We start from the raw sequence: 22,716 nt of genomic DNA, 5'->3' as shown, positions 1-22,716 counted from the left end.
GCGCGCGCCGCAAGGTCGATGCCTGTGCCTCAGGGCTCCGCCCTGAAACCCGCCAAAGGGCCGAGCCCTTTGGAAACCCAGTCGTTTGTCCACGATCGGGGTCCAGGGCCTCAGGCCCCCAACTCCGGATAACGGACGGGTTCGGGCAAAGCCCGATCCTTGTCATTTCCTGTATCGAAGGGGCCATCCCTGGGCCCCGGTCACGCCCGCCTCAGCGACGTTCCTCGCGGATGGTGATTCCGACATCGCGTGGCACGTACTGGGCATTGCGGTCGGCGCCGGTCGGCCCGCCGGGGACGCGGCCCTGCCTGATCTGGGCCAGCAGTTCCTGCTGCTGGGCCTCCTGCGCCGCCATGTCTTCCCGATACCATTCCATCGGTATTTCCATCAAGTACGCAATCAGCGCCCCGCCGCCGCGCGCAACGCCCACGGTCATGCTGACGGGCTTGCCGCTGTCGTCATCCACCTGGGTATAGCCCGCATCCTGCGCGCGGGCGATGCGGCCGGGTTCGTCGTTGAACCAGTGCCGGTGGTATCCTTCCCTGTCGGGATAAGCCAGTTTCTGCTCCCGCGTACCGAACGGCTTGCGCACGTTCCGGCCCCGCGGCGCCGCCTCGACGGGCATCTCGGGGCGCACCCGCGCGCCCTCGGCCGGCACGCGCCGGCGCTGTTCGTCGCTCATCCTTCGTTCTCCCAGTAATAGGCCGCCCATTCCTCGCGGGTCAGCGGCTGCCCCTTGCCCGACAGGGCGCGGGCATAGCGGTCGAATTCCCGCCGCACCTCGGCGGGCAGCGCGTCGAACCCGCGCGGGTTGGCCGGCCGCGCCGCCTCGGCGCGCGAGGGGCTGACGGCGGCCGGCGCCACCCGGCGCGCGTTCTCGAACAGCGCGGGGTGCAACTGCCGTACCTTGCGCCGGGTCATCTCCAGCCGTTCGGCCAGCGGCAAGCGCGGATGCTGCCGGTCCACCGCCGCGTGGATGGCAATCGCGTCCTGCCGCGCTTCCTCATTGGTGCCGAACCACGGATTCGCCTGCACGAAGGCCGCGACTTCCGGCGGCACCGCCCCGGCCTCCGCCCCGGCGGCCTCGCGCGGCGTCGCCGGGGCAGGCTCCGCCCGCGTGGCCGGCCGCGCGGGCGGCGTGCTGTCGCGCAAATCCTGCAACTCCTGCTCGGCCACGGCGAAGGCCCGGGTGTCGCCATCGGCCACCGCCCGCTGCCGGCGCGATTCGATCTCCTTCATCGCCCGGCCCAGCGCCCGCTCGTCGGCCCGGCGCGCGCGCTCGGTCAAATCGACCAGCGCCTGCCGCGTCTCGCGCAGTTCCGCCTGCACCGCGCCATAGCGGCTGTCCAGGGTGCGGTAATTCTGCTGCAGCACCGGCAACAGGGTCATGCCCCGCTCCAGAAACTGCCCGGCCGGCCGCCAGTTGGCCGGGTCGCCGCGAAACGCCTCGCGCGGCACCCAGCCCATCCGCCGCGCCTGCGCCTCGACATCCAGCGCCACAGGCTCGGGGGCTACGGGCGCGTCCATCTCCGGCGCGGCGGCCTCCCCCGCGTGCCCGGCCCCATCCTCCATCACCGCACCGCCCGCGACGGGCACTTCGTCCTGCACATCCGACATCAGATCGTCCCTTCCATCATCTCGTCATTGTCCGATTCCGCGCCCACACCGATCGCCGCGATGCAACGCTGCGACATCAGCCGGTACATCCGCCCGTCCTCGCCCTTCAGCAACTGCCCGGCATAGCGCTCGAAATAGACCCGGTCGCCCGGCCGGGGGATGCGCCCCTCCCACTGCCGCGTGCCGTCGTCGTTCCAGCGGAACGCCGCCGGCCCCACGGCAATGACGGTGCCGTGCTCGGCGGCCAGCGTCTGCCGTTCGACATACTCGGCCGGCAACTGCACCGCGCCGCTGGTGATGTCGGCATGAATGTCCGCCAGCACCAGGATCTTGTCGTCCAGCGGCACATACCCCGCCCGGTTCACCCCGTCCCAGTCCGAAACGACATATTCCTGCCGGTCCAGTTTCAGAATCCGTCCCTCACGCATCACACGCCGTCCCCGCCATAGAATGTCCGCAGCACGTCCCGATCCAGCCCGGCGATCTCGCCGGCCAGCAGGCTCCGCCCCCGCGTCTCGTGTTCCTGCGCCAGCATCAGCGTGCCGGCGCGCCAGTGCCCCAGAAGCCCCTGCTCCAGGCTATCGCGGTAATCCCCAAGGAACAGCAGCACCGCCCGCGTCACCGGATGGTGCCGCCACGCCTGGAAATCCCCCTCGGTCAGGTCCGCCAGCGCCGCCCGGCGACGGTCGCGGATCTCCTCCCGGTCCGTCCCCTCCGGTATCGGCCGATCCATCCTCTCCGAACTCCTCACGCCATGCCTCCAGATCCGCCAGTTCCCCGTCGACCGCCCCCCGATCGGCCCCGCCACCGGCATCGGCTTCCGCCTTGCGCGCCTGCGCCAGCCGCAGGATCGCCCCCGCCAGCGCCTCGATCTCCTGCACGCGCTGGCGGCCCTCGCTCGCCGCCCCCTCGCGCGCCTCGCGCCGGGCGCGCAGCGCCAGGTCCTGCGCCCGGCTCACGGCGTCGAAATTCGGCGCCGGCCGGTCGCGCAGCACGCGCCCCACCTCGCCGATCGCGGCGGCATCGAAGGCGCGGCGGCGGATCTCATGCCCGTCGCACCAGGGGTCGTCCTTGAACGCCAGCAGGAAATTCGCCCGCGCCAGCTTCTGCATGTCGGTGACGATTTCCGGGTCCGACACCGGCTCCACCCCGCTGCCCTGCTCGTAATCGGCGCGGGTGACGCTGAAATATCCGGCCCCGACGCGAAACCCCACCTCGTCGGGCAGGTAGATCCGGTTCAGCCGGTACAGTTTCCGAAACTCGGCCCCCAGGCTGCGATGAACGCGCTTGAAGATGGCGCTGAACACCTTCAGCCCCTGCTGGATCACCGCCAGCCCCAGCACCCCAGGCGTGTTGCCGCCCGGCATCGCGCCCGACAGGATGTCCTTCACCGACGCGATCTCGCGCCCCGCATCGACCAGAAAGGTCAGAAGCTGGAACAGCACCGGGTTCGGCCCCGGAAAGGCCAGCGGCACCAAATTCTCCCGCAACGCCGCCCCCGGCGCGTTCACCACCTTGTATTCGCCCACCTGAAAGCGCACCGACCCCGCATTCAGCGACAGGCCCGACCCGATGAACCCGCCCCCCGCGTTCGCCAGGTGGGCGGCGTCGAACATCTGGTTCAGGCTGGTGTTCACCGCCTCGTTCAACGGATGCAGCAAGGTGCCGAACCCGATGTCGTAGATCGCCGAGTCCGGCGACGGGATGAACGGAAACTTGGTGTAGTACGGCACCGGGTCGATCCGGCGGACGCGATGGTCGGCCGCGCCGAACATCACCCCCTCCATGTCATATCCCGCCACGATGCGCGCCAGCCGTCCGGAATCGCGCGCGATCGTCACGATATAGGGCTCGGCATAGCCGTCCTCGTCCAGGTCGATGCGCCGATGCTGTTCCAGGAACGTCACCGGCGCGTCGTCGTCGGGCGACGCATCGTGGTTGCACCCGTACTCGTCGTCCAGGAACAGGCCGGCGCGGATGCGCTCCTGCACCTCCCACGGGTACAGGTCGATCTCCTCGGTGATGCGCGGGGCGGTGGCGAACGATTTGGCGTTGTAGTCGATGCACAGCCGCAGCGGGTCGACCGTCTCGCTGACATTGCGCTGCAACGCCGGGTCGAAATAGGTCTTGCGAAACATCACGCCGACAATGGACAGTTTCAGCAGCAGCTTGTCGGTCTGCTCCTCCCACTCCTCCATCTCGTCCAGCACCTGCCAGCTCATGTGCCGGCCGATGGCATCCGCCCGCGTCCGCCGCGCCCCCGGCGGCACCAGCCAGACCGGCGCGCCGTCCGGCCCCAGCAGCGGCCGGCCGGGGCACAGCGGGTCCATCGCCGGCACCCCGTCGTCGCGGCCCAGCACGGTGCCCCGCACCACGTCGCGGTCGCGCACGATGGCCGGATAGGCCCGCGCCGCGAACTGCACCGCCGCAATGGTCAGCAGCGGGAAGATGACGTTCGACGCCCCCGGCCAGGGATAGGTCTTGGGTTCGGCCACCTGTTGCGCCAGATCCAGCCAGCGGCGGTATTTTTCCTTCCACGGGCCACGGCTGGCGTCGTCCATGTCGTATTCCCGCCGCACCCGCTGCGCGATGGCGGCGCACGTCTCCTCGTCCAGCTCCACGGCGATGTTCGGGCTCTCGATCCAGCGCCGCAGACGCCGCGCCTGTTCCATGTCCGGCCCGTCGGCCGCATCCCTGGTCGGCACGTCATCCACACCTTCCGCGCTCATGCCCGCCCCCCGGCCGCGAACTCGCCGCAGACATGCTCGGGCACCACCGGCGGAAAGGTCGCGAAGGGCTGCGGCGCCAGTTGCCCCGCGCGCGGCGCGGGCTGCGGCACCATCACCACCGTCACCTGCGGCGGATAGCGCCGGCACACCACATCCGGCCCCTCCAGCCCATGAAACCGGCACTGCCGGCAACTGCGCGCCGCCGCCCCGGGCCGCACGCCCGCCGGTATGATCAGTCCCGCCATCAGTACCCCGTCACGCTCGATCGCGTCCGGTCGCTGGCCGGATGCGCGTTGAAATCCTCGTCACCGTCCCCCACGCCGGCCTCGGCAAAGCGCAGCGACGGGCCGAACAGCCGGGTCGCCACGTATTGCAGCGCGTCGGTGACGTGCGACCATTGGTTCTTCTCCGGCCGGTCGGCATAGCGTTCGCCGCCCACCTGCATGCGGCGGTAGCGGTAGCCGCCCATCAGCGCCCGCCGCAGCATCCTGCAGCGCGGATGCAGCAGAAATCCCGGCTGCGCCCCGTCCACCAGCGTGCGCAACGGCTTGCGTACGCTCTCCAGCCGGATCGCCAGCCCCTGCTGCCCGGGCGCGATGCCGATGCCCTTGGCATGCAGAATCTCGAAACACGTCCGCTCGTCGGTCTGCGCCCGCTGCGTCCCGGCCGGGTCGCCCACGTCGATGAAGGCGCTGCGCGGGTAATGCCGCGCCGAATGCTGCATCACCTCGTCCGAAAACCGGTCGATGCCCATCGACGACGACACCAGCTCGTCCACCACGATCCACTGGCCCGACGGCAGCACCTGGCTCCAGATGCACGCCGGCGTCAGCCCGAAATCCCACCCGCGATAGATCGGCAGATCGGGCACCGTCCGGCATTCGGCGCAATGGAACCCGTCGGCATATTCCCCGAACACCGGCTTGCCATCCATGACGAAGCCATAGTCCCCGTCGATATAGACCCTGACCCACTCGTCACTTTTCCCGACCGCCAGCCGCTGGTAATAGGCCGGCGGCAGGTTCTCAAGGTTCTCGGCCCCGGCGCTCAGCCCGCCCGGCTGGCGGAACAGCCGCGCGAAACCGTCCGCCGCCATCCCCGGCAGCCCTCCGGCCAGCGCCGCGATGGCCGCGCTATGGTCCTGTTCCTCGAAAAACCGGAACCAGTCCGATTCCGCATCCGGCGGGTTGGTGTCCATGATAAGGCCCGACCACGTCGCGCCCCCGTCGCGCCGCGCCGGATAGCGCCCCACACGCCCCTGCACCGCCTCGATGATCGCCCACGGCACCTCGCGCGCCTCGTTGATCCACGCCCCCGTCAGTTCCAGCGACAGCAGATTGCCCACCTGGTCGGGCCGGTCCAGCGCGCGGAACAGGAATTCGATCTCCACCGGCGCGTCGTCGCCCTCGTTGCGCATCCGGTCGATGACGTAGGAATGATCCGTCGGCTTCCACCGCCCGAACCGCGCCGGCGGAAACCACTGGTGCACCGTCCGGATCGTGGTGTCCTCCAACTGGCGGTAGGAATTGCGGATCACCGCCCACCGGCTGCGCCGCACCCCGTCCGGCCCCGGCGCCTGCCGCAGCCCGCGCAGGATGATCTCCCACACGCAGCCCGAACTCTTGCCCGACCCGAACGGCCCCATCAGCCCGCGCACGAAGGCGTCCGACGCCATGAACGCCCGCACCGTCGGCACCGCATCCCGGTTGTACGACAGCGCCGTCATCGCCTGCCTTCGTCCTCCGCCACCCGTTCGGGCGCCACATACCCCGGCATCATCCCTGCTTCCGCCAGCGCATTTCCAAAACGCGCCGCCTCGAACGCCGGATGATCCCCCGAATCCGCCCAGCCCGGCACATAGGCCCCGCCGGACATCCCCTCCGCCGCCGCACGGCGGCCGGCGCTCATCGCGTCAGGCCGTCCCGCCGCCCGGCGCGATGCGGCCCATGGTCCGTCTCGGCCGGCGCCGGCATCCGCCCGCCGCCCCGCGGCACCGGCGGCGCGCACCCCCGCGCGCCATCGTCCAGCACCGCGCCGACGCGCGCGCGGTCCGGGCTTTCCCGCCCGCCATTCACCTGCGCCAGGGGCGAAATGCCGAAATCCGACGCCTCGTCGGCAACCCGGCCAGTCTCGGCCATCTGCTTGTGCTGGCGAATCGCCATGGTCCTGTCCCCCTTTTTCGAAAAACCCGATCCGGCGCGTTCAGCGCACCAGAACCGTATAGGTCGCCGGCGGATCGACCGGCCGCCCGTCCTTGCCCAGATGCTGGCGCACGTCCTTCAGCAGCCCCAGATGCCGCGCCAGCAGGTCCAGGCTGGCCGTCTTGGGCGACAGCTTCACCGTAAAATTCCCCGCCTTGTCCCACGACCACCCGACGATCGCCCGCCGCACATCCTCCGGCAGGCCCGCGATATCCGCCGGCCCCTCCAGCACATGCGCCCCGATCACCCCGGCGTCATAGAACGCCAGGCACGACAGTTCCGAAATCACCCGGTCCTGACTGACCTCCGTCCGACTTATGCGCGCCGCCTGCCCCGCCGCGATCGCCGCGCGCACCCCGGGCAGCGCCATCAGCTTGGTGACCTGCCGCTCCGCGTTGCGCGCGCTGTACCCCACCCGGATCGCCGCCTGCCGTCCATTGAGGTCGACCAGATATTCCGCGACGAACCGCTGCTGGCGCAGCGACAGAACCCCGTCCGCCTTCCCCTGCTCCACCGCCATGCCCGCCTCCGAACTCTCCCGTCACGGACACAATATCTCCCGATTCCATCAAGAGATATCCTTATTCCACCCGATGGTGGCTATGGTGGGTCTGGAGGGTCCCCCTCCCCCGGTACCGGAAAAGCGTCACCGCCACTTCCCACGTACCGGCCCCACCCGCCCCACCAGACCCACCGAACCCACCCGCGAAGCGCGTGCGCCTGCCTCAGGGCTCCGCCCTGAAACCCGCCAAAGGCCACCGGCCTTTGGAAACCATTTTATTTATAATATCTTTTGCAAAGATGGACCTCACTCCCCCCCAAACGAATGGGGTCCAGGGCCTCAGGCCCTGGCGGGTTCGGGCAGCGCCCGACCTTCTCTCACTCACGCCACCTCCACCGCCCATTTCTTCACCCCCCCATGCGCCACCCCGCATTCCGCAATCCGCCGCCCGTCGATCACCCGCCCCCGGCGCGCCAGGAACCACCGGCCCAGACGCTTGGAATTGATCTTCCCCGCCGGCGTGCCGGCGATGCGCACCAGCGCGTCACGCAGTTCGGGAAAGCGCAGCCCGGTGCGGTATCCGGCGGCATCCTGCGTTTCCAGCAGCGACAGTTCGTCGATCTCGCGCACGGTGCGGCCGCAGGGCCGGCCGATGCCGGCAGCCTCGGCCAGCAGGCCCAGGATCTCGCGCAGCTCGCTGCGTTCGGGGTCGTCCTCGCGGGCGGCCTGCATGCTCCGGCACGGGTCGGCCTGCCCCAGCCAGACCAGCGCGCTGCGCACCGTCCGGCTCCAGACCTCGAACGAGGCCAGCGGCGGCAGATGCACCTGCTCCCCGCTCGCCAGCCACGCCCGCACGATGGTCAGGCACGCCGCGACATGGGCGCCGCGATCGGCCATGATGTCCTCCACCGGGTTGCGGGCGAACACACGCAGTTCGGGCTGCTCCATCCCGGCATCCAGCGTGGCCACCAGCGTGCGCCGCGTCATGTCGCCGCGCACCCGCAGGGCGTTGCCGGTGGCGAAGATCACCGCCCGGTTCTCGATCTCGGTGCTTTCCGACCGCCCCAGCGCGCGCAGCCGCACGATGGGCCGCTCGGTCGCCTGGCACAGCAGGTCGCCGCCCAGCTCCTCGTTCACATTGTCCAGCGACATGATCGGATAGCCGGCCAGCAGCAGCCCGGTCAGCCGCTTTTCCATTTCCGCCGTGTCCTCGCCCGCGCTGGTCACCGGGCAGACGCGCCCGGTGGCAATCACGCTGGCCACATCGACCAGAAAGCTCTTGCCCGACCCCGGCGTATTGGCGCGAAAGGCGAACAGCGGGCTGACCGGCATCATGCCCCGCACCACGGCGGTCAGGATGCCCGCCAGCGCCACCGACCGATCGGTCTCGGCGGCAAAGGGAAATTCGGCCAGCAGCCCGCGCACCCCCTCCAGCGCCCGCTCGGCGGCGGCGCGCGTGGGTTCCGGCAGGCGCAGATCCAGCAACGGGTCGTCGATATGGTACAGCCGCGTCGCCGCATCGTACCCCGGCGCCATCAGCACCGATCCGTCCGGCCGCAGGGTGGGCGTGGTAATCACCCCGGCAATGGCGGGAAACGACCATGTGCCCGCCCGGCTCAAGATCACCTGCGCCGCTGCCGGGGGCGGGTCGATGGGCTTCCACGCCTGGCTGCGCCGGTCGAACTTCCGCCACTCCACCGCCTGGCACAGCAGGTCGGTCAGCGCCGGCACGCCGATCTCCACCAGGCAGGCGGCATGGGTCATCCGGCCGTCGGCGGCCGCCACCTCGCGCCGGCCGGGCCGCGCCAGAATGGTCCCGCGCTGATAGACCGGCGCGTTCGCCGCCATCAGCGCGCGCTCGCCCTGGGTCGCGACCAGGTCGATCTCGCCGCCGCGCACCGCAATCGGCTCCAGCCCCGCCGCCCGCCGCGCCGCCATCGGCACGCAGGCCGCCGCGCGCTTGACCGTGACGCCGCACAGCACCGGCCCCACCCGCGCGCGCAGCCACTCGCCGGGGTCGTCCACCCGCAGGTCGGCCGCGTCCTCGCCCGGCTCCATGTCGCGGACATCGACCACGCGCACCGTCTCGGCCACGGCGGCCAGGATGGCGGCGATCTCGGCCGCCGCCTTCTCGCCCGGCCCGTCATGATCGGGCCAGACGATGACATGCCGCCCCGCCAGCACGGTCCAGTCCGTGCGCCCCACATTGCCGGTGCCGGCGGTCCAGGTCACGCAGGCCAGGCGCGGAAACAGGCGCTGCGCCGCGTCGGCCGCCTTCTCGCCCTCGCACACCAGCACCGTCCGCGCCCCCGCCACCCGCTCCAGCCCGTACAGCGACCGCGGGGCGTCGGCATGGCGCATGTGCCACCCCACCCGCGCCACACCCCGCTCGACCAGCCGCCCCCAGGTCAGCGGCATGATCCGCTTGCGCGCCTCGGCGGTGGCGTCGCGCCGCACGACATAGCGCAGCACCCGCCCCGCCGCGTCGCGATAGGCATAGGCGTGGTCCCACCCCGACAGGTCGGGCGCGGGCGCGTCCTCCGGCGGCACGGCCGGCATCCATTCCATCACGGGCGCCGCCTCCACCGCCGGCATGCCGGCCGTCACGGCCAGACAGGCCCCCAGGTCGCGGGCCGCCTGCACGCGGTCGTGGTTGGTATGCAGCGCCGCATACAGGCTGATCGGGTCGCCGCCGCGCGGCCCGTCGGCGAAATCGGCCCAGCGCCCGGTCCGCAGGTTGATCGACAGCGACCGGCCGGGGTCGTTGGCCAGGCTGCCCACCACCCACTCGTCGCCCCGCCGCCGCCCCGCCGGCAACCAGCGCGCGACCAGCTCCGGCAGGCACGCCAGCGCCGCGTCGTTGATCTGCTCGAAGGGAATCATGGCGCGGCCCTCCGGGTGCCTCAGCACTCGGCGCGGCAGGTCGGGCACAACCGCAGGAACCGCGACCGGACGGAAAACGCCGCCCCGCAATTCAGGCACGACCGATGGACCAGCGGCGACAGGTCGCGTCGCGGCCCCGGCTGCGGCGCCCGGCGGCGATAGCTCAGCCGGTCGCGGAGGGTCTGGGCGCGCATGCCCAGTTCCTCGGCGATGCGCACCACTTTCAGGCCGCGCGCCAGCATGGCGTCCACCTTGGGGTCGATCGTCGGCCAATCGTATGTCGAGCGCGCCATCAGCCGGCGCCCCCGGCGGGGGAAATCGGGTCATATGTCATGGCGCCGACCGTAATAGGCTTATTCCTACCGATCAAGCGGAAAGAACCTATTAGAAATTCCCTATCGTTCCGCCGATACTCCGCCCATGACCGCCCTGACCGCTCCGCGCTACGCCCTGCTCAAGCTCATCACCGGGGCGGCCACCACCCTGAAGGCCGAGTCCCTCGCCCTGGGCCGCAACCACGCCTACCTCCAGCAGTATCTGCACAAGGGCACCCCCCAGAAACTGCCCGAGGACGTCCGCACCGCCCTGGCCCGCCGCTTCGGCGTCAGCCCCGACGTCTTCCGCGACGAGCACGACCCGAGCCACCAGCCGCTGGAAGACGCCCCGCCGCCGCCGCCCCCCGCCCCGCCGGCCGTCCCCGCCGACGGCCAGTTCCGCATCCCCGAATACAACGTGGCCCCCCAGGCCGGCGGCGGCGCCATCCCCACCAACATCGCGGTCGAGGACGGCCCCCGGCCCACCGACCACTGGTCCCTGCCCCGCCGCTTCCTGGGCGCCTTCACCGAAAACCCCGAATCCCTGGTGGTGCTGCGCGTCGCCGGCGACAGCATGGAGCCCGACTACCAGGCCGGCGAGCGCGTGCTGGTCGACACCGCCCACCGCACCCCCTCGCCCCCCGGCGTCTACGTGCTGTGGGACGGATTCGGGCTGGTGCTGAAACGGCTGGAGATCGTCTACGGCTCGGACGACCCGGTGACGGTCCAGATCATGAGCATCAACCCCGGCTACCCCACCTATGTCCGCACGCTGGACGAGGTGCATATCAACGGCCGCGTGGTCGGCAAATGGGTCTGGAAATAACACCCGCCCCCTCGCCACACAGTCACCACGATCCAGCCCCAGACTCCTGACCGAAGGAGAACGCCGATGAATCCGATCCGTCCCGCCTGCGCGCTGCTGGCCCTGCTCGCCCTCGCCGGCTGCGTCTACGAACGCCCGCCCTATCGCGGCTGGCACCGGGGCTATCAGGGCGGCCATCACGGCTGGTACGACGAGCGTGGCGGCTGGCGCGGCGACGACTACCACCACCGCTACTGATCCCCCGGGTGGAAGACCGTTCCCGCGGTTTTCTACCCGCCGCACCTTGCGCTGCCACCCCGCCGCCCCACCTGCCACAGGAGCGATGGAGAGGACCGCGCCATGTCCAGCGATTATCCCCGCGGCGACCAGGCCCCCGCCGGCCCCCGGCGTCCGATGCCCACCCCCAGCCCCGGCCCGTTCAACCCCGACGACCCGCCGCCCGACGAGGTGCCGGTCGACGACCCGATCGAACCCGACGAGGAAGACGAAGGCCCGGTCATCTGACCAGCTTCCTATTTTCCTATTGACGCAATAGGCATTACCCTATCTCCTGCCGCCTATCCCGGGGCAGGAGATAGGAATGCCGTACGACGAAGACGACGAAATCCTCACGGCCGCGCGGCTGATGGCGTTGCGCGCCCTGATCGCCCAGACCATGGCCCAGGCCCGGCGCATCCCGGACGCGGGCGACGTGCTGGACGCCCTGGACGGCGCGCTGATCAATCTGGACAACCTGTGCGTGCGCCACGACGCCGCCTGCGACGAACGCCGCCGCGAAGCCCGCCCGCACGACGAACGCACCACCCGCGCCTGCACCCTGGCCGACCTCCGCCGCGACGAACGCGACCTGCCGCCCTGATCCCCCTCCCGCGCGGCAACGAAAAATCAACACTCCCCCCGCAGACAGGACGGGTCGCTGAAACCGGGGGCCATCGCGCATGCTTCACGTCACCGTCGGCCATCCCAGGACGGCCATGATGCTGGACCTGGAAGAAAGCGCCCGCCGCGCGGGCCTCGATTTCCGCCCCCTCCGTCCCGAGGGCGAGCGCGAACGCATTCACTTCATCGACAAATACCTGACCCTGGCGCACGCCCTGGACCAGCCCTCGGTCCGGCCGCACGACGTCGTCCTGTTCACCGACGCCTACGACACGCTGGTCACCGGCGCGGCGGCCGAAATCCGGCGCGCCTTCGCCGCCGGCGACAGCGACATCGTCTTCAACGGCGAACCCGTCTTCTGGCCCCCGGCCGACGGCCCGGACGATCCCGTCCAGGCCTATTTCGACGGCCACGGCGCCGAACGCTGCCGTTATCTGAACAGCGGCTGCTACATCGGCTATGCCGGCGCCATCCGGACGATGCTGTCCCACTGCCTCGCCCTGTCGCGCGAGACCGGCGACCAGGACGACCAGCGCCTGGCCGCGCGTTTCACGGCCCAGGCCGCGGCGCGCCACCACCTGCGGGTCACCGTCGATGCCGGCAGCACCATCTTCGGCACGCTGGGCGGCTCGCTCGAACTATACGACTACGCGGGCGGCGCGGTCCGCAACCGCGCGACCGGCACATGGCCGCCCATCCTCCACGCCAACGGCGACAAAGGCCCCGTCGCCGCCCTGTCGGTCCTGAACATGATCCACCGCCTGGTGCCCGAGGGACTCGACCTGCTGGCCCTCCGCGCACACGGGGGCTTCCTGCACGACGGACCGGACGACGCCGCGCCCACGGTGCGCGCCCAGCCCGGCCCCGGCCTGTGCGTCGCCGTGCGGGCCGGCCCGTCCTCGGCCTTCCTGCTGTCGCCCGACCGCGCGTCCATCCGCAGCTTCCACCCCGATGGCGCCCTTTCCACCGCCCCCTGGGCCAAGGGCTGGGAAACGCTGGCCCTGCGGCCCGACGGCATCCGCACCAGCCACGACACGCCGCTGACCGCCTACGGCCTGGGCACGGCCGAGGCCCCCCTGACCGCCTGCCGCCTGCCCCTGGCCGCCCTGGCGCACTGGACACCCGACCAGGTACGCGCCACCCTGGCCGCCCTGGCGTCGCTCTGATACCAGCCTTTCGTGGGATGTTCCCGCCAAGGGCGTTGCCCTTGACCCACCAAAGGGCAGTCGCCCTTTGGAAACCCATTCGTTATCAAATGATTGGGGTGCCACGCCTCAGGAACCGGCAACCGGCGGCCCTACTGCCGCCGCACCTGCCGCATCTCCTCGCGCAGGCGGCGGATCTGCGTATCGTCCCGCCACGGCGGACGATAGGCGCATTCCCCGTGAATCCGATGGAAGATTTCCGAATTCTCGTCCACCTGCTGCTGCGAGAAGTTCGACACCGACTCCACGATCTCGATCGCCCCGTCCAGCAGGAAGAACGTCTTGGACGCACCGTCTTCCTTGGTCAGCCCGCCATAGCCCATGCGGATCATGCGCGAGGTATGTTCCACATGCTCGTGCCCGTACCGGCCGAAGCGCGTGTCGATATATCCGACATAGGACAGCGCCTCGCGGCTGAACCCCGAACATTGCGCCGTCAGCACGTCATTATGGAACGGGTCGTGCCACGACCCGTTGCCGGACGACGCGCGCGGAAACCAGGGCGGCGCGAAATTCACATGGCCATGGCGCAGGCAGGCCAGCATCCAGTCGACGTTCCAGCCATAGACCGTCGGCCGGGCATCGTCCTCCAGCAGCAGCACGATGTCGCAGGCCTCGACTTCATGCAGATGGAACAGCAGGCGGTTCTTGTTCCATGCAATGCCGGCGTTCGGCGCGTCCAGGACATGGATGCCGGGAATGCGCGCCAGCACCTCCGCCGTATCGTCGGTCGAACCGTCGTTCGCCACCAGGACGACCGGATCGAACTGCGTCATGTCCAGCACCCGCCGCACCGTCTCGCGCACCAGCGCGGCGCGGTTGTAGGTCGGAATCCCGATGCCCAGCCGCAGCGCGCGCAGCGGCGTCCGCGCAAGCTCCCCGCTCTCGCCGTCCCCCTCGCCCGCATGGACCGGCAGCACCCGCGCCGGCCCGTCGCCCTCGAAGGACAGCACCATCCGCCGCAGCATCGCCAGCGACAATTCCGGCGGAAAGGGAAAGACGACATGAAAGCGCACGGCGTCGTAGCGCGGGTCGGACAGGGCGGCGACGTCGGCGCTGGGCTGGCGCCATTCCTCGGGCCGGGCGACATGCAGGCTCACCTCCCCGCACAGCACGGCCAGCCGGTCACAGCCGACGCAATCGAGGAACCAGCCCGAGATCGACACCCGGTTGCCCGTGGTCCGGATGTGGTCGATGGCATAGCGGTGATCCGGAACAGTCATGAAGGCCAACATCCCTCCAGCCAACGGCGGGCCACGCGCATCGCAACAGCGCGGTCACGGCTCTTATGTCCGGCAACGTCTTAGCATTGCCTTAACGGGGCGGTCCTACGCTGTGCCGGCCACGACAGGACGACCCGCCGCGTGCCCCACCGACCCACCCACCGCGCGCCGCCCGTCCTGCTGGGCCTGGCGGCCGCGCTCCTCACCATCCCCGCCCGGGCCACCCCCGCACCCTGTGCCGGCCAGCCGGTCACCAGCTTCATCAGCTCGGTCATCGGCGGCTACCAGCTTTCGCAGCCCTGGCGCTTTCCCAACCTGCTGGCCACCGGCAACATCGGCCTCTACCAGGTCGACGGCGCCACCCGCCAGGTGCTGGACTGGCCCGACGCCAACCCGGCCTGGACCAGGCCCCCCGGCTACGACGGCCAGGCCGTCATGACGGCGATGATCGCCCTGTGGCAGGGCCGCGCCGGCGGCGGCCTGTTTGAAGGCGGACAGTCCCCCGCGCTGACGCCCGACGTGCCGCCGTCGCATTACCATGTGTTCGACGACAGCCAGTCCGGCCGCCAGTTCCGCTGGTTCGCCGCCGGATGGCATCCCCATGTCACGATGCTGAACCTCAGCTACACCGACACCGCCCCGCCCTGGGGCGGCAGCTTCCACAACCCGTCGTCGGAATTCACCGACCGCGACGTGGCCGACACCGCCATCGCCCTGCGCGACGCCCGGATGACGACCGGCGCGGCCCTGGTGCTGCCCTACATCTCCAACGGCGCGCACGGCCATGTCTCGGACAGTTCGGACACCGACGGCCAGGGCAACCCCGGCCTGGGCGTCCGTGTCCCCAGCGACTACGCCACCGATCCGTACTACGCCAATTCGCGACGCATCGCCCTGATGGCCGGCGGGTTCGGCATCGACACCCCCGCCAACATCTTCTCGACCGAATCCTATTACGGCACGCCGCACAGCGCGATGTTCCGCCGCCTGATCGCCGGCGAAATCCGCTGGGCCAACCGCCACCACCTGACGACGGCCGTATTCATGACCATCTTCGACACGCAGCACGGCATGCGCGGCAACGGCCCCGATTTCCAGTTCATGCGCGGCGTGCAAACCGAAGTCCGCTACCTGGAACACGCCGGCGCCCGCCCCACCTACTGGATCGTCGGGCAATATTCCAATGGCCCGGCCACCACCAACATGCCCGAAACCGACACCACGCCCGAAAGCATCGCCCAGGTCGCAACCTGGGTGGCCCGCCACGCCCGCACCACCCCGCCGCCCCATCCCGCGCTGACCTGTACCCGGCGATAACGTCTCAGAGCCTGTTTGAAAATGTGGGCTGGCGAGCGAGAGCGGAACGCAGTGAAGCGCCCGACGTGTGTTTTCGAGCCCCGAAGCGGAGCGGCCTTATGGGCCGTGAGCATCGGAGCGCAGAAAACGCGCGTCGGATCGCCGCCAGCGCGCATTTTCAAACAGGCTCTCAGGAAGGTCGGGCTCCGCCCGAACCCGGCAAGGGCCTCGGCCCTTGCATCCCATTCGTTTTAAAAGTCCTGGGTTTCCAAAGGGCGACTGCCCTTTGGTGGGTCAAGGGCAAAGCCCTTGTTCGGGCAGAGGCTGCTTCAGATCCCCCAACGCGGCCGCGACCGCGACATCCAGCGGCGTGTGCGGCTCATCGCCCAGAAACCGCACCAGCTTCCCGTTAGTCAGGCGCAGCGGCATGCGCCACAGATAGCGCATTTCGTGCATCTCGCGGCAGAACGGCACAAACGGGCGGGCCACGCTCACCAGCCACCACGGAAACCGCCGGACCGGCAGGGACGGCCGGCCCAGGGCCCGCCGGATGGCGGCGATCATCTCCGTCCCGTCCGCATCCCAGTGCCCGGCCAGATGAAAGCGCGCCGCCGGGTCCAGATCGTCCTCCCGCGCCAGCAGCCGGGCGATGGTTTCCGCGACATCGGGCAGATAGGCCCATTGGTGCCCGACGCCGGGCCGCCCCGGATCGGTCAGGCCCCGCACCGGCCGCCGGCCGCCGACCAGTCCCTGTGCGAACCAGTTACTGGCCGCGCCGGGGCCGAAATAGTCGCCGGCGCGTACGACCAGCGACCGCAGCCCCGCCGGAACCGCATCGCGCAGGCGGCGCTCCATCTCGACGCGGATCGCGCCCTTGCGAGTCAGCGGGCGTTGCGGCGCGTCCTCGCCGGGGTCGGCAAACGCGTCGGGGCCGAAATTATAGACGGTGCCGGGCAGCACCAGCCGCGCGCCGGCGGCCAGCGCCGCGGCCATGCTGTTGTCCAGCATCGGCAGGACCAGCGTGTCCCAGTTCCGGTAGCCGGGCGGGTTCACGGCGTGGATGACCGCCTGCACGCCCTGGGCGGCCCGCACCACGGCCGCCCGGTCCATCGCATCGCCCGCGATCCACTCCATCCCCGGCACGTCGCCGGCCGGGCGGCGCGCCAGGCCGCGCACCCGCCAGCCATGGCGCAGCAGGCTGCGCGCGACCGCGCCGCCAATGCCGCCGCGCGCGCCGACGACCAATGCGGTCCTGGGTGTACTCATGTGTGGCCTCCTGTGAACGGGGCACAAGGGCAGCCGATTTTCGGGATGAACGGAATTGTCAAAACACGTCCATCAGCTAGTCTGAAATGTATGAACCTCGTCCCCTCCGACCTCAGCCATTTCGACTGGGACAACCAGCGCGTCTTCCTGGCCATCCTGACGGAAGGCAGCCTGTCGGCGGCGGCGCGGGCGCTGCATGTGGCGCAGCCGACCGTGCGCCGGCGGCTGGACGCGCTGGAACACAGCATCGGGACGGTGCTGTTCACGCGCTCGCCCGCCGGGTTGCAGCCCACGCCCGACGCGCTGGTGCTGGCCGGGCATGCGGCGGCCATGGCCTCGGCCGCCGCCGCGTTCGCGCGGGCCGCGTCGGGGCCGGCCGATGGCGTGGCCGGCACGGTGCGCGTGACGGCCAGCGAGATCGTGGGCACGGAAATCCTGCCGCCGATGCTCGCCGCCCTGCGCGCCCGCCATCCGCGCCTGCGCCTCGAACTCCATCTGGGCAACCGGAACGAGGACCTGCTGCGCCGGGATGCCGACATCGCGGTCCGCATGGCGCGGCCGGTCCAGGCGGCCCTGCACGCCCGCCGGATCGGCGCGGTGCCGCTGGGGCTGTTCGCCGCCCCCGCCTATGTGGGGCGGCACGGCCTGCCGGCGCGGCTGGCCGACCTGCCCCGCTTCGCGCTGATCGGCCCCGACCGCGCCGCGGGCGACCTGGCCATGGTCAACCAGGCCGGGCTGGACCTGTCGCGTGACGATTTCGCCCTGCGGACCGACAACCATGTCGCGCAGCTCGCGGCGATCCGCGCGGGGGGCGGCATCGGCATCTGCCAGCACCCGCTGGCCCGGCGCGCGCCCGGCCTGGTGCCCGTGCTGCCCGACCTGTTCTCGCTCCCGCTGGAAATGTGGGTCGTCATGCACGAGGACCTGAAACGCATGCGGCGCGTCAGGACCGTGTTCGACCATCTGGCGCGAAGCCTGGCCGACTACCTGCAAGGCAGGGCCTGACCCTTTCGGCTTTCGGCATGCGGCCCGGGCTGGCGGACGACCCGGCAATCTGCTACCAGCCCCTGTCCACTCGTTACGGGGTCGTCATGGCGCGCGTTCCGGATCGTCACTATGGTGTCGCCCTCGTCGCCCTGTCCGCCGTGCTGTGGAGCACGGCCGGGCTGTTCGTCCGGATGGCCGCCCTCGATTCCTGGACCATCGTCGCCTGGCGGTCGCTGTTCGCCTTCCTCACGCTCGGCGCCCTCGCCCTCGTGCGCCGCCGCGCCAGGCCGCTGCGGGCCCTCCCGCGACCGGGCCGGACCGAACTGACCGCCATCGCCCTGTCGGTCGCCTCGTCCATCAGCTACGTCATCGCGCTGGACATGACGACGGTGGCGAACGTCATGACCATCTACGCGGCGCTGCCGTTCATCGCGACGGGGGTCGCCTTCGTGTGGCTGCGCGAGCGGGTGACGAAACGCTTCCTGGCCGCCGGCGCCGTCGCCCTGGGCGGCATCGTCCTCATGGCCGGCGCGGCCGCGACCGCGCACGACCTGCTGGGCATCGGGGCCGCCATCGTCACGACCGCCAGCTTCGCCCTCCAGCTTGTCCACGCCAGGCGCCATCCCACGATGGACACCACGGTCATGAGCGCGCTGGCCGCCGCGGGGTGCATGTTGCTGGCGGCCCCGCTGGCGCAGGCCACCCTCCCCACGCCGGCCCAGCTTGTGGCCTGCGCCCTGTTCGGGGTGCTGACGACCGGGTTCGCCTACGTGCTGGTGCTGGCCGGCGGCCGCCTGATCCCGTCCGGCGAGGCCGGGTTCGTCTCCATGCTCGACGTGGTGCTGGGCCCGCTGTGGGTCTGGATCTTCTACGACGAACGCCCCGGCGGCACGGTCCTGGCCGGGGGGGCCGTCGTCCTGGCCGCGGTCGCCTGGTACCTCGCCACCCATCGCGGCCCGGCACTGGACGTGGAGCCCGCGCAGATCGTCTGACCGCGCGAAGCGCCCTGCCACGCAGCGTCATGCCGCGCCCGGGGCGATGAACGATCCGACCCACGGCGCGTTGGGTCGGAAGCCTCTTTCCGAACCCGTCTGAAAACGCATCTTGCCGCGCGAGAGCGCCGCGAAACGGCACGTCCGCGCGGCAGACCGGCGGGCATGGGCGCATGGGGGAATGCTACGCCGGTCATGGAACCTGTCCCCGCTGCCCGTCCGCGCGGCCAATACCGGGCGCTGCTGCGCGAACGCGACTTCTGCCTGTTCTTCGTGGCCACGACGTCGTCGACGCTCGGCTCGGCCATCATTCCGGTGGCGATGACCTTTGCCCTGCTGGCGCGCGGTCGTTCCGCCACGACGATCGGACTGGTGCTGGCGGCGCAGACGGCGCCGACGATCGTCCTGATGCTGGCCGGCGGGGTGGTGGGCGACCGCTGGCCCCGGCGTCGCCTGATGATCGGGGCCGACCTGCTGCGCTGCGTCAGCCAGAGCCTGCTGGCGGGCGTGCTGACGCTCCGTCATCCGCCGCTGCCCGCGCTGCTGGCCCTGGTCGCCTGCCTGGGCATCGGCAATGCCTTTTACGGGCCCGCGGAAACCGGCCTGATCCCCGAGATCGCCGGCAGGCATCGCATCCGGCAGGCCAATGGGCTGCTCAGCATCTCCAGTTCGCTGACCGCCATCGTGGGGCCTTCGCTGGGCGGCCTGCTGGTCAGCCTGGGCAACGCCCCCCTGGCGATCGGCCTCGACGCGACGTCGTACGCCATCAGCGCGTGCTGCCTGGCGCTGATCCGCACCGCCATGCGCGACAGGCCGCCGCCGGCCTCGTTCCTCCATGATTTTCGCCTGGGCTGGCGCGAATTCCGCACGCACGGCTGGCTGCGGCTGGTGACCGCGCAGTACGGGCTGCTGGATCTCGTCGCCTTCGCCCCGTTCTTCGTCCTGGGCCCCGTTCTGCTGGCCTCCCGGCCCGATGGCGCCCGGCTATGGGGCCTGGTGTCCTCCGCCACCGGCATGGGCGGCGTCCTCGGCGGCCTGCTGGTCCTGCGCATTCACCCTGCCCGGCCCCTCGTCGCGTTCGAACTGGCCGCCGCCCTGCTGACCCTGCCGCTGGTCATGCTGGCACTGCATGTGCCCGTGCTGGTGCTGGCGCTGGGCAGCGCCGTCTTCGGCGCGGCGCTGGCCGTCCTGAACGTCACGGTCCAGACCGCCGTCCAGGAACAGATCCCGCACACCGTCCTGTCGCGCGTCAACGCCCTGTTCAGCCTGGTCGCGGTGGGAATGGGGCCGGTGGGGTTCGCCCTGTGCGGGCCGATGGCGCACATGGTCGGGACACGGCGGTGGCTGGGCATCGGCGCCGGCATCATCCTGCTCAGCGTGGCGGCCCTGCTGATGTCCCGGCGCATATGGGGCCTGCAGGCCGCCCCTCCCCCCGACGCGACGGGCTGAAATCCGGATGGCCGGACACGGACGCTCAGCGCCGGCTCTCCAGCGCCATGCGGACCGCCAGCCCACCCAGCACGGTGGCCATCAGCCAGCGCTGCACCATGGCCCAGCGCGGGCGCGTGGTCAGGAAGGATGCGATCGACCCGGCCGCCAGCGCGATCGCCGTATTCACCGCGATGCTGACCAGGATCTGCGTGCTGCCCAGCGTCAGCGACTGCGCCAGCACCCCGCCGTGGCCCGGCTGGACGAACTGCGGCAGCAGCGACAGGTACATGACCGCGATCTTGGGGTTCAGCAGGTTGGTGACGAACCCCATCACGAACAGCCGGCCCGGCCCGTCGACGGGCAGGTCGCGCACCTGGAACGGCGAGCGTCCGCCGGGGCGGATCGCCTGCCACGCCAGATACAGCAGATACGCCGCCCCGCCCAGGCGCAGCGCGTCATAGGCATGGGGCACCGCCAGCAGCAGCGCGGTAATGCCGAACGCGGCGCACAGCATGTAGATGACAAAGCCCAGCGCCACCCCGCCCAGCGACACCAGCCCCGCCCGCCAGCCCTGGCAGATCGACCGCGAGACCAGATAGATCATGTTCGGCCCCGGCGTCAGCGCCATGCCCAGCGCCACCAGCGCGAAGGCGATCAGATTGGTCGTACCCGGCATGCGTTCCCCCTGTTTCCGTTTCGCGACCCAACCGATAGCACGCGCGGCGGCGCGAAACATGCTATGCCGTACGCATGGCAATCCCGATCCTTCCAGGACTGTCCCTGGCCGAGTCCGAGCTGGAGGTCAGCTATATCCTCGCCTCCGGCCCCGGCGGGCAGAACGTCAACAAGGTGGCCACGGCGGCGCAGCTACGCTTCGACGCCGCGCGCTCGCCCGCGCTGTCCGAACGGGTACGCGCCCGCCTGCTCGAGGTCGCGGGCAGCCGCGCCACGCGCGACGGCGTCATCGTCATCACCGCCCGGCGCTTCCGCACCCAGCAGCGCAACCGCGAGGACGCGGTCGAACGGCTGGCCGCCCTGATCCGCGAGGCCGCGCACCGCCCCGCCTTCCGCGTCGCCACCCGCCCCGGCCGCGCCGCCCGCCAGCGCCGGCTGGACGGCAAGGCCCACCGCGCCAGCATCAAGCGCGGACGCGCCCTGCGGCACGACTAGGACAGGCAGTTGTCATTGGCGGCCGCGATGAAGTTGCGATATCTCGTGCTCAATCACCTGGCGCAGGACTGGAAGCGCCCGCCACGTGAATGGACCGAGGCTAAAACGCAGTTCGCCATCATCTTCGGCGAACGCTTCACCCTCTGAGAGTAACTGGCCCCGCACAAAATCCCGGATAGGCTCTGCTGGTCAGGTCAGCATAACCGGCTGTCTGTCCGCCTTTGACCAGCGATCGACCGCGATGTTGATACAGGAGGCTCGTGCACCGTGCCATGCCTATCATGGTTAGAATACAATATTGACAGCAGCCTGTCCTACAAACTCTCTAGCCTCGTTATGCCCGACCATGGGGATCACAGCGCCCGCAATGATCCCCAACTTCGCCGACCAATTATATTCGACGGCCGGAGCGACCTCCCAATCGCCGCTTGATGGCTCTGCACTGCGCCTCGACCGATAGATCCTGTTTCCATTCGACCAATTCCGAACCAAATCGAAAGCGAGCACCCAATGGCGATCAACACCATATTCTCCGGCCACACCACCTTGCCCTGACATGCCCACCCTCACTGTGGACGCCATACTTGCGGGAAGGCCGTAAGCATTCAGCCCCCGGACGGAAACGCGACCAAGTGGCACGTGGAATGCAAGCCATCCGCGCAAACGCAGTGGTCGATTATTCGGCATCGTTTGCAGCGACTGCGCCGCAAGCCCTATACGCAGCTGCCATCCTCCCGATCCCATCGCGTCGGCCATGGAATCAAGCTTCTGGTACCGCCCGGTCGGAAAGCTTATACCGCTCAGGAACGATAGAGTGGGGTATCGATGGCGCGAATCCTCGTCGAGAACGCGCCACATGATATCCACCGGCAGATCGCCGAATCCCAAGTTACCCCACTTTCGGGCATCTTTATTACGCGCAATCGTAGGAATAGCTTGTAGACTGAGCGAACGGGTCACTCCATATTTGATGGCGGTAAAATTGCTTATCGTGCATGACGACGCGGCGAGCGACTGATTCCGACCAACGGCATCAAACCGATCATTCGCGCACTGAAACGCGACGTAGGGCTCCATGACGAGGATTCCTCCAACTGGCAGGGCACCCGATGGTGACATCAGGCTCCCTGTGTACCATTGGTGGGAAGGGGCCTCATCCGCTCTCGACGCCGATACATCGCCGACGGTCCATAAG

26 protein-coding genes and 1 pseudogene are annotated in these 22,716 nt (G+C 70.1%); 11 read left to right on the top strand and 16 right to left on the bottom strand.

The window, feature by feature from the left end; genetic code table 11:
- Positions 1-211: 211 nt before the first annotated feature.
- The 12 genes from HLH34_RS15290 to HLH34_RS15235 form a co-directional block, all read right to left on the bottom strand.
- Entirely contained in the window at positions 212-682 is a 471-nt protein-coding gene (locus tag HLH34_RS15290) for a hypothetical protein (protein WP_244959995.1), read from the bottom strand.
- Complete coding sequence (locus tag HLH34_RS15285) at positions 679-1,617, bottom strand: hypothetical protein (protein ID WP_183120433.1); 939 nt, start codon at positions 1,615-1,617, stop codon at positions 679-681. Before HLH34_RS15285 ends, HLH34_RS15290 begins: the two co-directional genes overlap by 4 nt.
- Positions 1,617-2,045 carry a co-chaperone GroES gene (locus HLH34_RS15280; RefSeq protein WP_182944626.1) on the bottom strand — a complete coding sequence of 143 codons (429 nt, stop codon included), beginning with the start codon at positions 2,043-2,045 and terminating at the stop codon, positions 1,617-1,619. Before HLH34_RS15280 ends, HLH34_RS15285 begins: the two co-directional genes overlap by 1 nt.
- Positions 2,045-2,227, bottom strand: a complete 183-nt coding sequence (locus tag HLH34_RS15275; protein ID WP_183120450.1) for a hypothetical protein — start codon at positions 2,225-2,227, stop codon at positions 2,045-2,047. Before HLH34_RS15275 ends, HLH34_RS15280 begins: the two co-directional genes overlap by 1 nt.
- The gene (locus tag HLH34_RS15270; protein WP_244959994.1) at positions 2,196-4,346 is read right to left on the bottom strand and encodes a co-chaperone GroES; all 2,151 of its coding nucleotides are present in this window, start codon (positions 4,344-4,346) and stop codon (positions 2,196-2,198) included. The genes HLH34_RS15275 and HLH34_RS15270 overlap by 32 nt, the downstream gene beginning before the upstream one ends.
- Positions 4,343-4,591: a hypothetical protein gene (locus HLH34_RS15265; protein WP_183120432.1), complete on the bottom strand. Its 249-nt coding sequence runs from the start codon at positions 4,589-4,591 to the stop codon at positions 4,343-4,345. Before HLH34_RS15265 ends, HLH34_RS15270 begins: the two co-directional genes overlap by 4 nt.
- Entirely contained in the window at positions 4,591-6,072 is a 1,482-nt protein-coding gene (locus HLH34_RS15260; protein WP_183120431.1) for a hypothetical protein, read from the bottom strand. Before HLH34_RS15260 ends, HLH34_RS15265 begins: the two co-directional genes overlap by 1 nt.
- Positions 6,069-6,254: a hypothetical protein gene (locus HLH34_RS15255; protein WP_183120430.1), complete on the bottom strand. Its 186-nt coding sequence runs from the start codon at positions 6,252-6,254 to the stop codon at positions 6,069-6,071. The genes HLH34_RS15260 and HLH34_RS15255 overlap by 4 nt, the downstream gene beginning before the upstream one ends.
- On the bottom strand, positions 6,251-6,508 hold the full coding sequence (locus tag HLH34_RS15250) for a hypothetical protein (protein ID WP_183120429.1): 258 nt from the start codon (positions 6,506-6,508) through the stop codon (positions 6,251-6,253). The genes HLH34_RS15255 and HLH34_RS15250 overlap by 4 nt, the downstream gene beginning before the upstream one ends.
- A 40-nt stretch (positions 6,509-6,548) precedes the next feature.
- Complete coding sequence (locus HLH34_RS15245) at positions 6,549-7,067, bottom strand: terminase small subunit (protein WP_183120428.1); 519 nt, start codon at positions 7,065-7,067, stop codon at positions 6,549-6,551.
- 363 nt (positions 7,068-7,430) lie between these two features.
- On the bottom strand, positions 7,431-9,932 hold the full coding sequence (locus tag HLH34_RS15240; protein WP_183120427.1) for a topoisomerase: 2,502 nt from the start codon (positions 9,930-9,932) through the stop codon (positions 7,431-7,433).
- A gap of 20 nt (positions 9,933-9,952) precedes the next feature.
- On the bottom strand, positions 9,953-10,225 hold the full coding sequence (locus HLH34_RS15235; RefSeq protein WP_183120426.1) for a hypothetical protein: 273 nt from the start codon (positions 10,223-10,225) through the stop codon (positions 9,953-9,955).
- Positions 10,226-10,352: 127 nt separating this feature from the next.
- On the opposite strand from HLH34_RS15235, the gene HLH34_RS19690 reads away from it, so the two are divergent.
- The 5 genes from HLH34_RS19690 to HLH34_RS15210 all read left to right on the top strand — a co-directional run bounded on the left by HLH34_RS19690 (position 10,353) and on the right by HLH34_RS15210 (position 13,117).
- A complete protein-coding gene (locus tag HLH34_RS19690) occupies positions 10,353-11,072 on the top strand; it encodes a S24 family peptidase (protein ID WP_183120425.1) in 720 nt (239 codons plus the stop codon).
- Positions 11,073-11,138: 66 nt separating this feature from the next.
- Positions 11,139-11,309: a hypothetical protein gene (locus HLH34_RS15225; RefSeq protein WP_183120424.1), complete on the top strand. Its 171-nt coding sequence runs from the start codon at positions 11,139-11,141 to the stop codon at positions 11,307-11,309.
- A gap of 102 nt (positions 11,310-11,411) precedes the next feature.
- On the top strand, positions 11,412-11,576 hold the full coding sequence (locus HLH34_RS15220) for a hypothetical protein (RefSeq protein WP_183120423.1): 165 nt from the start codon (positions 11,412-11,414) through the stop codon (positions 11,574-11,576).
- Between the two features lie 76 nt (positions 11,577-11,652).
- Entirely contained in the window at positions 11,653-11,931 is a 279-nt protein-coding gene (locus HLH34_RS15215) for a hypothetical protein (protein WP_183120422.1), read from the top strand.
- A gap of 79 nt (positions 11,932-12,010) precedes the next feature.
- Positions 12,011-13,117: a glycosyltransferase domain-containing protein gene (locus HLH34_RS15210; RefSeq protein ID WP_183120421.1), complete on the top strand. Its 1,107-nt coding sequence runs from the start codon at positions 12,011-12,013 to the stop codon at positions 13,115-13,117.
- A gap of 131 nt (positions 13,118-13,248) precedes the next feature.
- Here the strand turns inward: HLH34_RS15210 and HLH34_RS15205 are convergent, their stop codons facing one another.
- Positions 13,249-14,379 (bottom strand): glycosyltransferase family 2 protein, encoded by a 1,131-nt coding sequence (locus tag HLH34_RS15205; protein ID WP_183120420.1) that lies wholly within the window; start codon positions 14,377-14,379, stop codon positions 13,249-13,251.
- 141 nt (positions 14,380-14,520) lie between these two features.
- Here HLH34_RS15205 and HLH34_RS15200 point away from each other — a divergent pair, with 141 nt between their 5' ends.
- Positions 14,521-15,696, top strand: coding sequence for a hypothetical protein (locus HLH34_RS15200; RefSeq protein ID WP_183120419.1), 1,176 nt, complete (start codon positions 14,521-14,523; stop codon positions 15,694-15,696).
- 273 nt (positions 15,697-15,969) lie between these two features.
- Here HLH34_RS15200 and HLH34_RS15195 read toward each other — a convergent pair whose 3' ends face one another.
- The gene (locus tag HLH34_RS15195; protein WP_183120418.1) at positions 15,970-16,941 is read right to left on the bottom strand and encodes an NAD-dependent epimerase/dehydratase family protein; all 972 of its coding nucleotides are present in this window, start codon (positions 16,939-16,941) and stop codon (positions 15,970-15,972) included.
- A gap of 90 nt (positions 16,942-17,031) precedes the next feature.
- On the opposite strand from HLH34_RS15195, the gene HLH34_RS15190 reads away from it, so the two are divergent.
- The 3 genes from HLH34_RS15190 to HLH34_RS15180 all read left to right on the top strand — a co-directional run bounded on the left by HLH34_RS15190 (position 17,032) and on the right by HLH34_RS15180 (position 20,369).
- Positions 17,032-17,946 carry a LysR family transcriptional regulator gene (locus HLH34_RS15190; protein ID WP_183120417.1) on the top strand — a complete coding sequence of 305 codons (915 nt, stop codon included), beginning with the start codon at positions 17,032-17,034 and terminating at the stop codon, positions 17,944-17,946.
- A gap of 17 nt (positions 17,947-17,963) precedes the next feature.
- The gene (locus HLH34_RS15185) at positions 17,964-18,920 is read left to right on the top strand and encodes a DMT family transporter (RefSeq protein ID WP_220792205.1); all 957 of its coding nucleotides are present in this window, start codon (positions 17,964-17,966) and stop codon (positions 18,918-18,920) included.
- A gap of 195 nt (positions 18,921-19,115) precedes the next feature.
- A complete protein-coding gene (locus HLH34_RS15180) occupies positions 19,116-20,369 on the top strand; it encodes an MFS transporter (RefSeq protein ID WP_183120416.1) in 1,254 nt (417 codons plus the stop codon).
- Between the two features lie 25 nt (positions 20,370-20,394).
- Here HLH34_RS15180 and HLH34_RS15175 read toward each other — a convergent pair whose 3' ends face one another.
- Positions 20,395-21,027, bottom strand: a complete 633-nt coding sequence (locus HLH34_RS15175) for a LysE family translocator (protein ID WP_183120415.1) — start codon at positions 21,025-21,027, stop codon at positions 20,395-20,397.
- 74 nt (positions 21,028-21,101) lie between these two features.
- On the opposite strand from HLH34_RS15175, the gene arfB reads away from it, so the two are divergent.
- The gene (gene arfB / locus HLH34_RS15170; protein ID WP_183120414.1) at positions 21,102-21,521 is read left to right on the top strand and encodes an alternative ribosome rescue aminoacyl-tRNA hydrolase ArfB; all 420 of its coding nucleotides are present in this window, start codon (positions 21,102-21,104) and stop codon (positions 21,519-21,521) included.
- A 21-nt stretch (positions 21,522-21,542) separates the two neighbouring features.
- Positions 21,543-21,668, top strand: a pseudogene (locus HLH34_RS15165) (IS256 family transposase); the annotation flags it as partial.
- Positions 21,669-21,806: 138 nt separating this feature from the next.
- Here the strand turns inward: HLH34_RS15165 and HLH34_RS15160 are convergent.
- On the bottom strand, positions 21,807-22,598 hold the full coding sequence (locus HLH34_RS15160) for a hypothetical protein (protein ID WP_183120413.1): 792 nt from the start codon (positions 22,596-22,598) through the stop codon (positions 21,807-21,809).
- Positions 22,599-22,716: the final 118 nt, after the last annotated feature.

Origin of the sequence: Gluconacetobacter azotocaptans, from assembly GCF_014174355.1 — a bacterium.
Lineage (GTDB): Bacteria > Pseudomonadota > Alphaproteobacteria > Acetobacterales > Acetobacteraceae > Gluconacetobacter > Gluconacetobacter azotocaptans.
This window is presented reverse-complemented; position numbering and strand designations above follow the sequence as displayed.

Coding starts and splice junctions, on each gene's coding strand:
- HLH34_RS15245 (WP_183120428.1), bottom strand. CDS start 7,067: ATGGCGGTGGAGCAGGGGAAGGCGGACGGGGTTCTGTCGCTGCGCCAG.
- HLH34_RS15250 (WP_183120429.1), bottom strand. CDS start 6,508: ATGGCGATTCGCCAGCACAAGCAGATGGCCGAGACTGGCCGGGTTGCC.
- HLH34_RS15235 (WP_183120426.1), bottom strand. CDS start 10,225: ATGGCGCGCTCGACATACGATTGGCCGACGATCGACCCCAAGGTGGAC.
- HLH34_RS15285 (WP_183120433.1), bottom strand. CDS start 1,617: ATGTCGGATGTGCAGGACGAAGTGCCCGTCGCGGGCGGTGCGGTGATG.
- HLH34_RS15190 (WP_183120417.1), top strand. CDS start 17,032: ATGAACCTCGTCCCCTCCGACCTCAGCCATTTCGACTGGGACAACCAG.
- HLH34_RS15265 (WP_183120432.1), bottom strand. CDS start 4,591: ATGGCGGGACTGATCATACCGGCGGGCGTGCGGCCCGGGGCGGCGGCG.
- HLH34_RS15290 (WP_244959995.1), bottom strand. CDS start 682: ATGAGCGACGAACAGCGCCGGCGCGTGCCGGCCGAGGGCGCGCGGGTG.
- HLH34_RS15215 (WP_183120422.1), top strand. CDS start 11,653: ATGCCGTACGACGAAGACGACGAAATCCTCACGGCCGCGCGGCTGATG.
- HLH34_RS15280 (WP_182944626.1), bottom strand. CDS start 2,045: ATGCGTGAGGGACGGATTCTGAAACTGGACCGGCAGGAATATGTCGTT.
- HLH34_RS15220 (WP_183120423.1), top strand. CDS start 11,412: ATGTCCAGCGATTATCCCCGCGGCGACCAGGCCCCCGCCGGCCCCCGG.
- arfB (WP_183120414.1), top strand. CDS start 21,102: ATGGCAATCCCGATCCTTCCAGGACTGTCCCTGGCCGAGTCCGAGCTG.
- HLH34_RS15225 (WP_183120424.1), top strand. CDS start 11,139: ATGAATCCGATCCGTCCCGCCTGCGCGCTGCTGGCCCTGCTCGCCCTC.
- HLH34_RS15175 (WP_183120415.1), bottom strand. CDS start 21,027: ATGCCGGGTACGACCAATCTGATCGCCTTCGCGCTGGTGGCGCTGGGC.
- HLH34_RS15270 (WP_244959994.1), bottom strand. CDS start 4,346: ATGAGCGCGGAAGGTGTGGATGACGTGCCGACCAGGGATGCGGCCGAC.
- HLH34_RS15180 (WP_183120416.1), top strand. CDS start 19,116: ATGGAACCTGTCCCCGCTGCCCGTCCGCGCGGCCAATACCGGGCGCTG.
- HLH34_RS15210 (WP_183120421.1), top strand. CDS start 12,011: ATGCTTCACGTCACCGTCGGCCATCCCAGGACGGCCATGATGCTGGAC.
- HLH34_RS15240 (WP_183120427.1), bottom strand. CDS start 9,932: ATGATTCCCTTCGAGCAGATCAACGACGCGGCGCTGGCGTGCCTGCCG.
- HLH34_RS15185 (WP_220792205.1), top strand. CDS start 17,964: ATGCGGCCCGGGCTGGCGGACGACCCGGCAATCTGCTACCAGCCCCTG.
- HLH34_RS15260 (WP_183120431.1), bottom strand. CDS start 6,072: ATGACGGCGCTGTCGTACAACCGGGATGCGGTGCCGACGGTGCGGGCG.
- HLH34_RS15255 (WP_183120430.1), bottom strand. CDS start 6,254: ATGAGCGCCGGCCGCCGTGCGGCGGCGGAGGGGATGTCCGGCGGGGCC.
- HLH34_RS15205 (WP_183120420.1), bottom strand. CDS start 14,379: ATGACTGTTCCGGATCACCGCTATGCCATCGACCACATCCGGACCACG.
- HLH34_RS19690 (WP_183120425.1), top strand. CDS start 10,353: ATGACCGCCCTGACCGCTCCGCGCTACGCCCTGCTCAAGCTCATCACC.
- HLH34_RS15160 (WP_183120413.1), bottom strand. CDS start 22,598: ATGGAGCCCTACGTCGCGTTTCAGTGCGCGAATGATCGGTTTGATGCC.
- HLH34_RS15195 (WP_183120418.1), bottom strand. CDS start 16,941: ATGAGTACACCCAGGACCGCATTGGTCGTCGGCGCGCGCGGCGGCATT.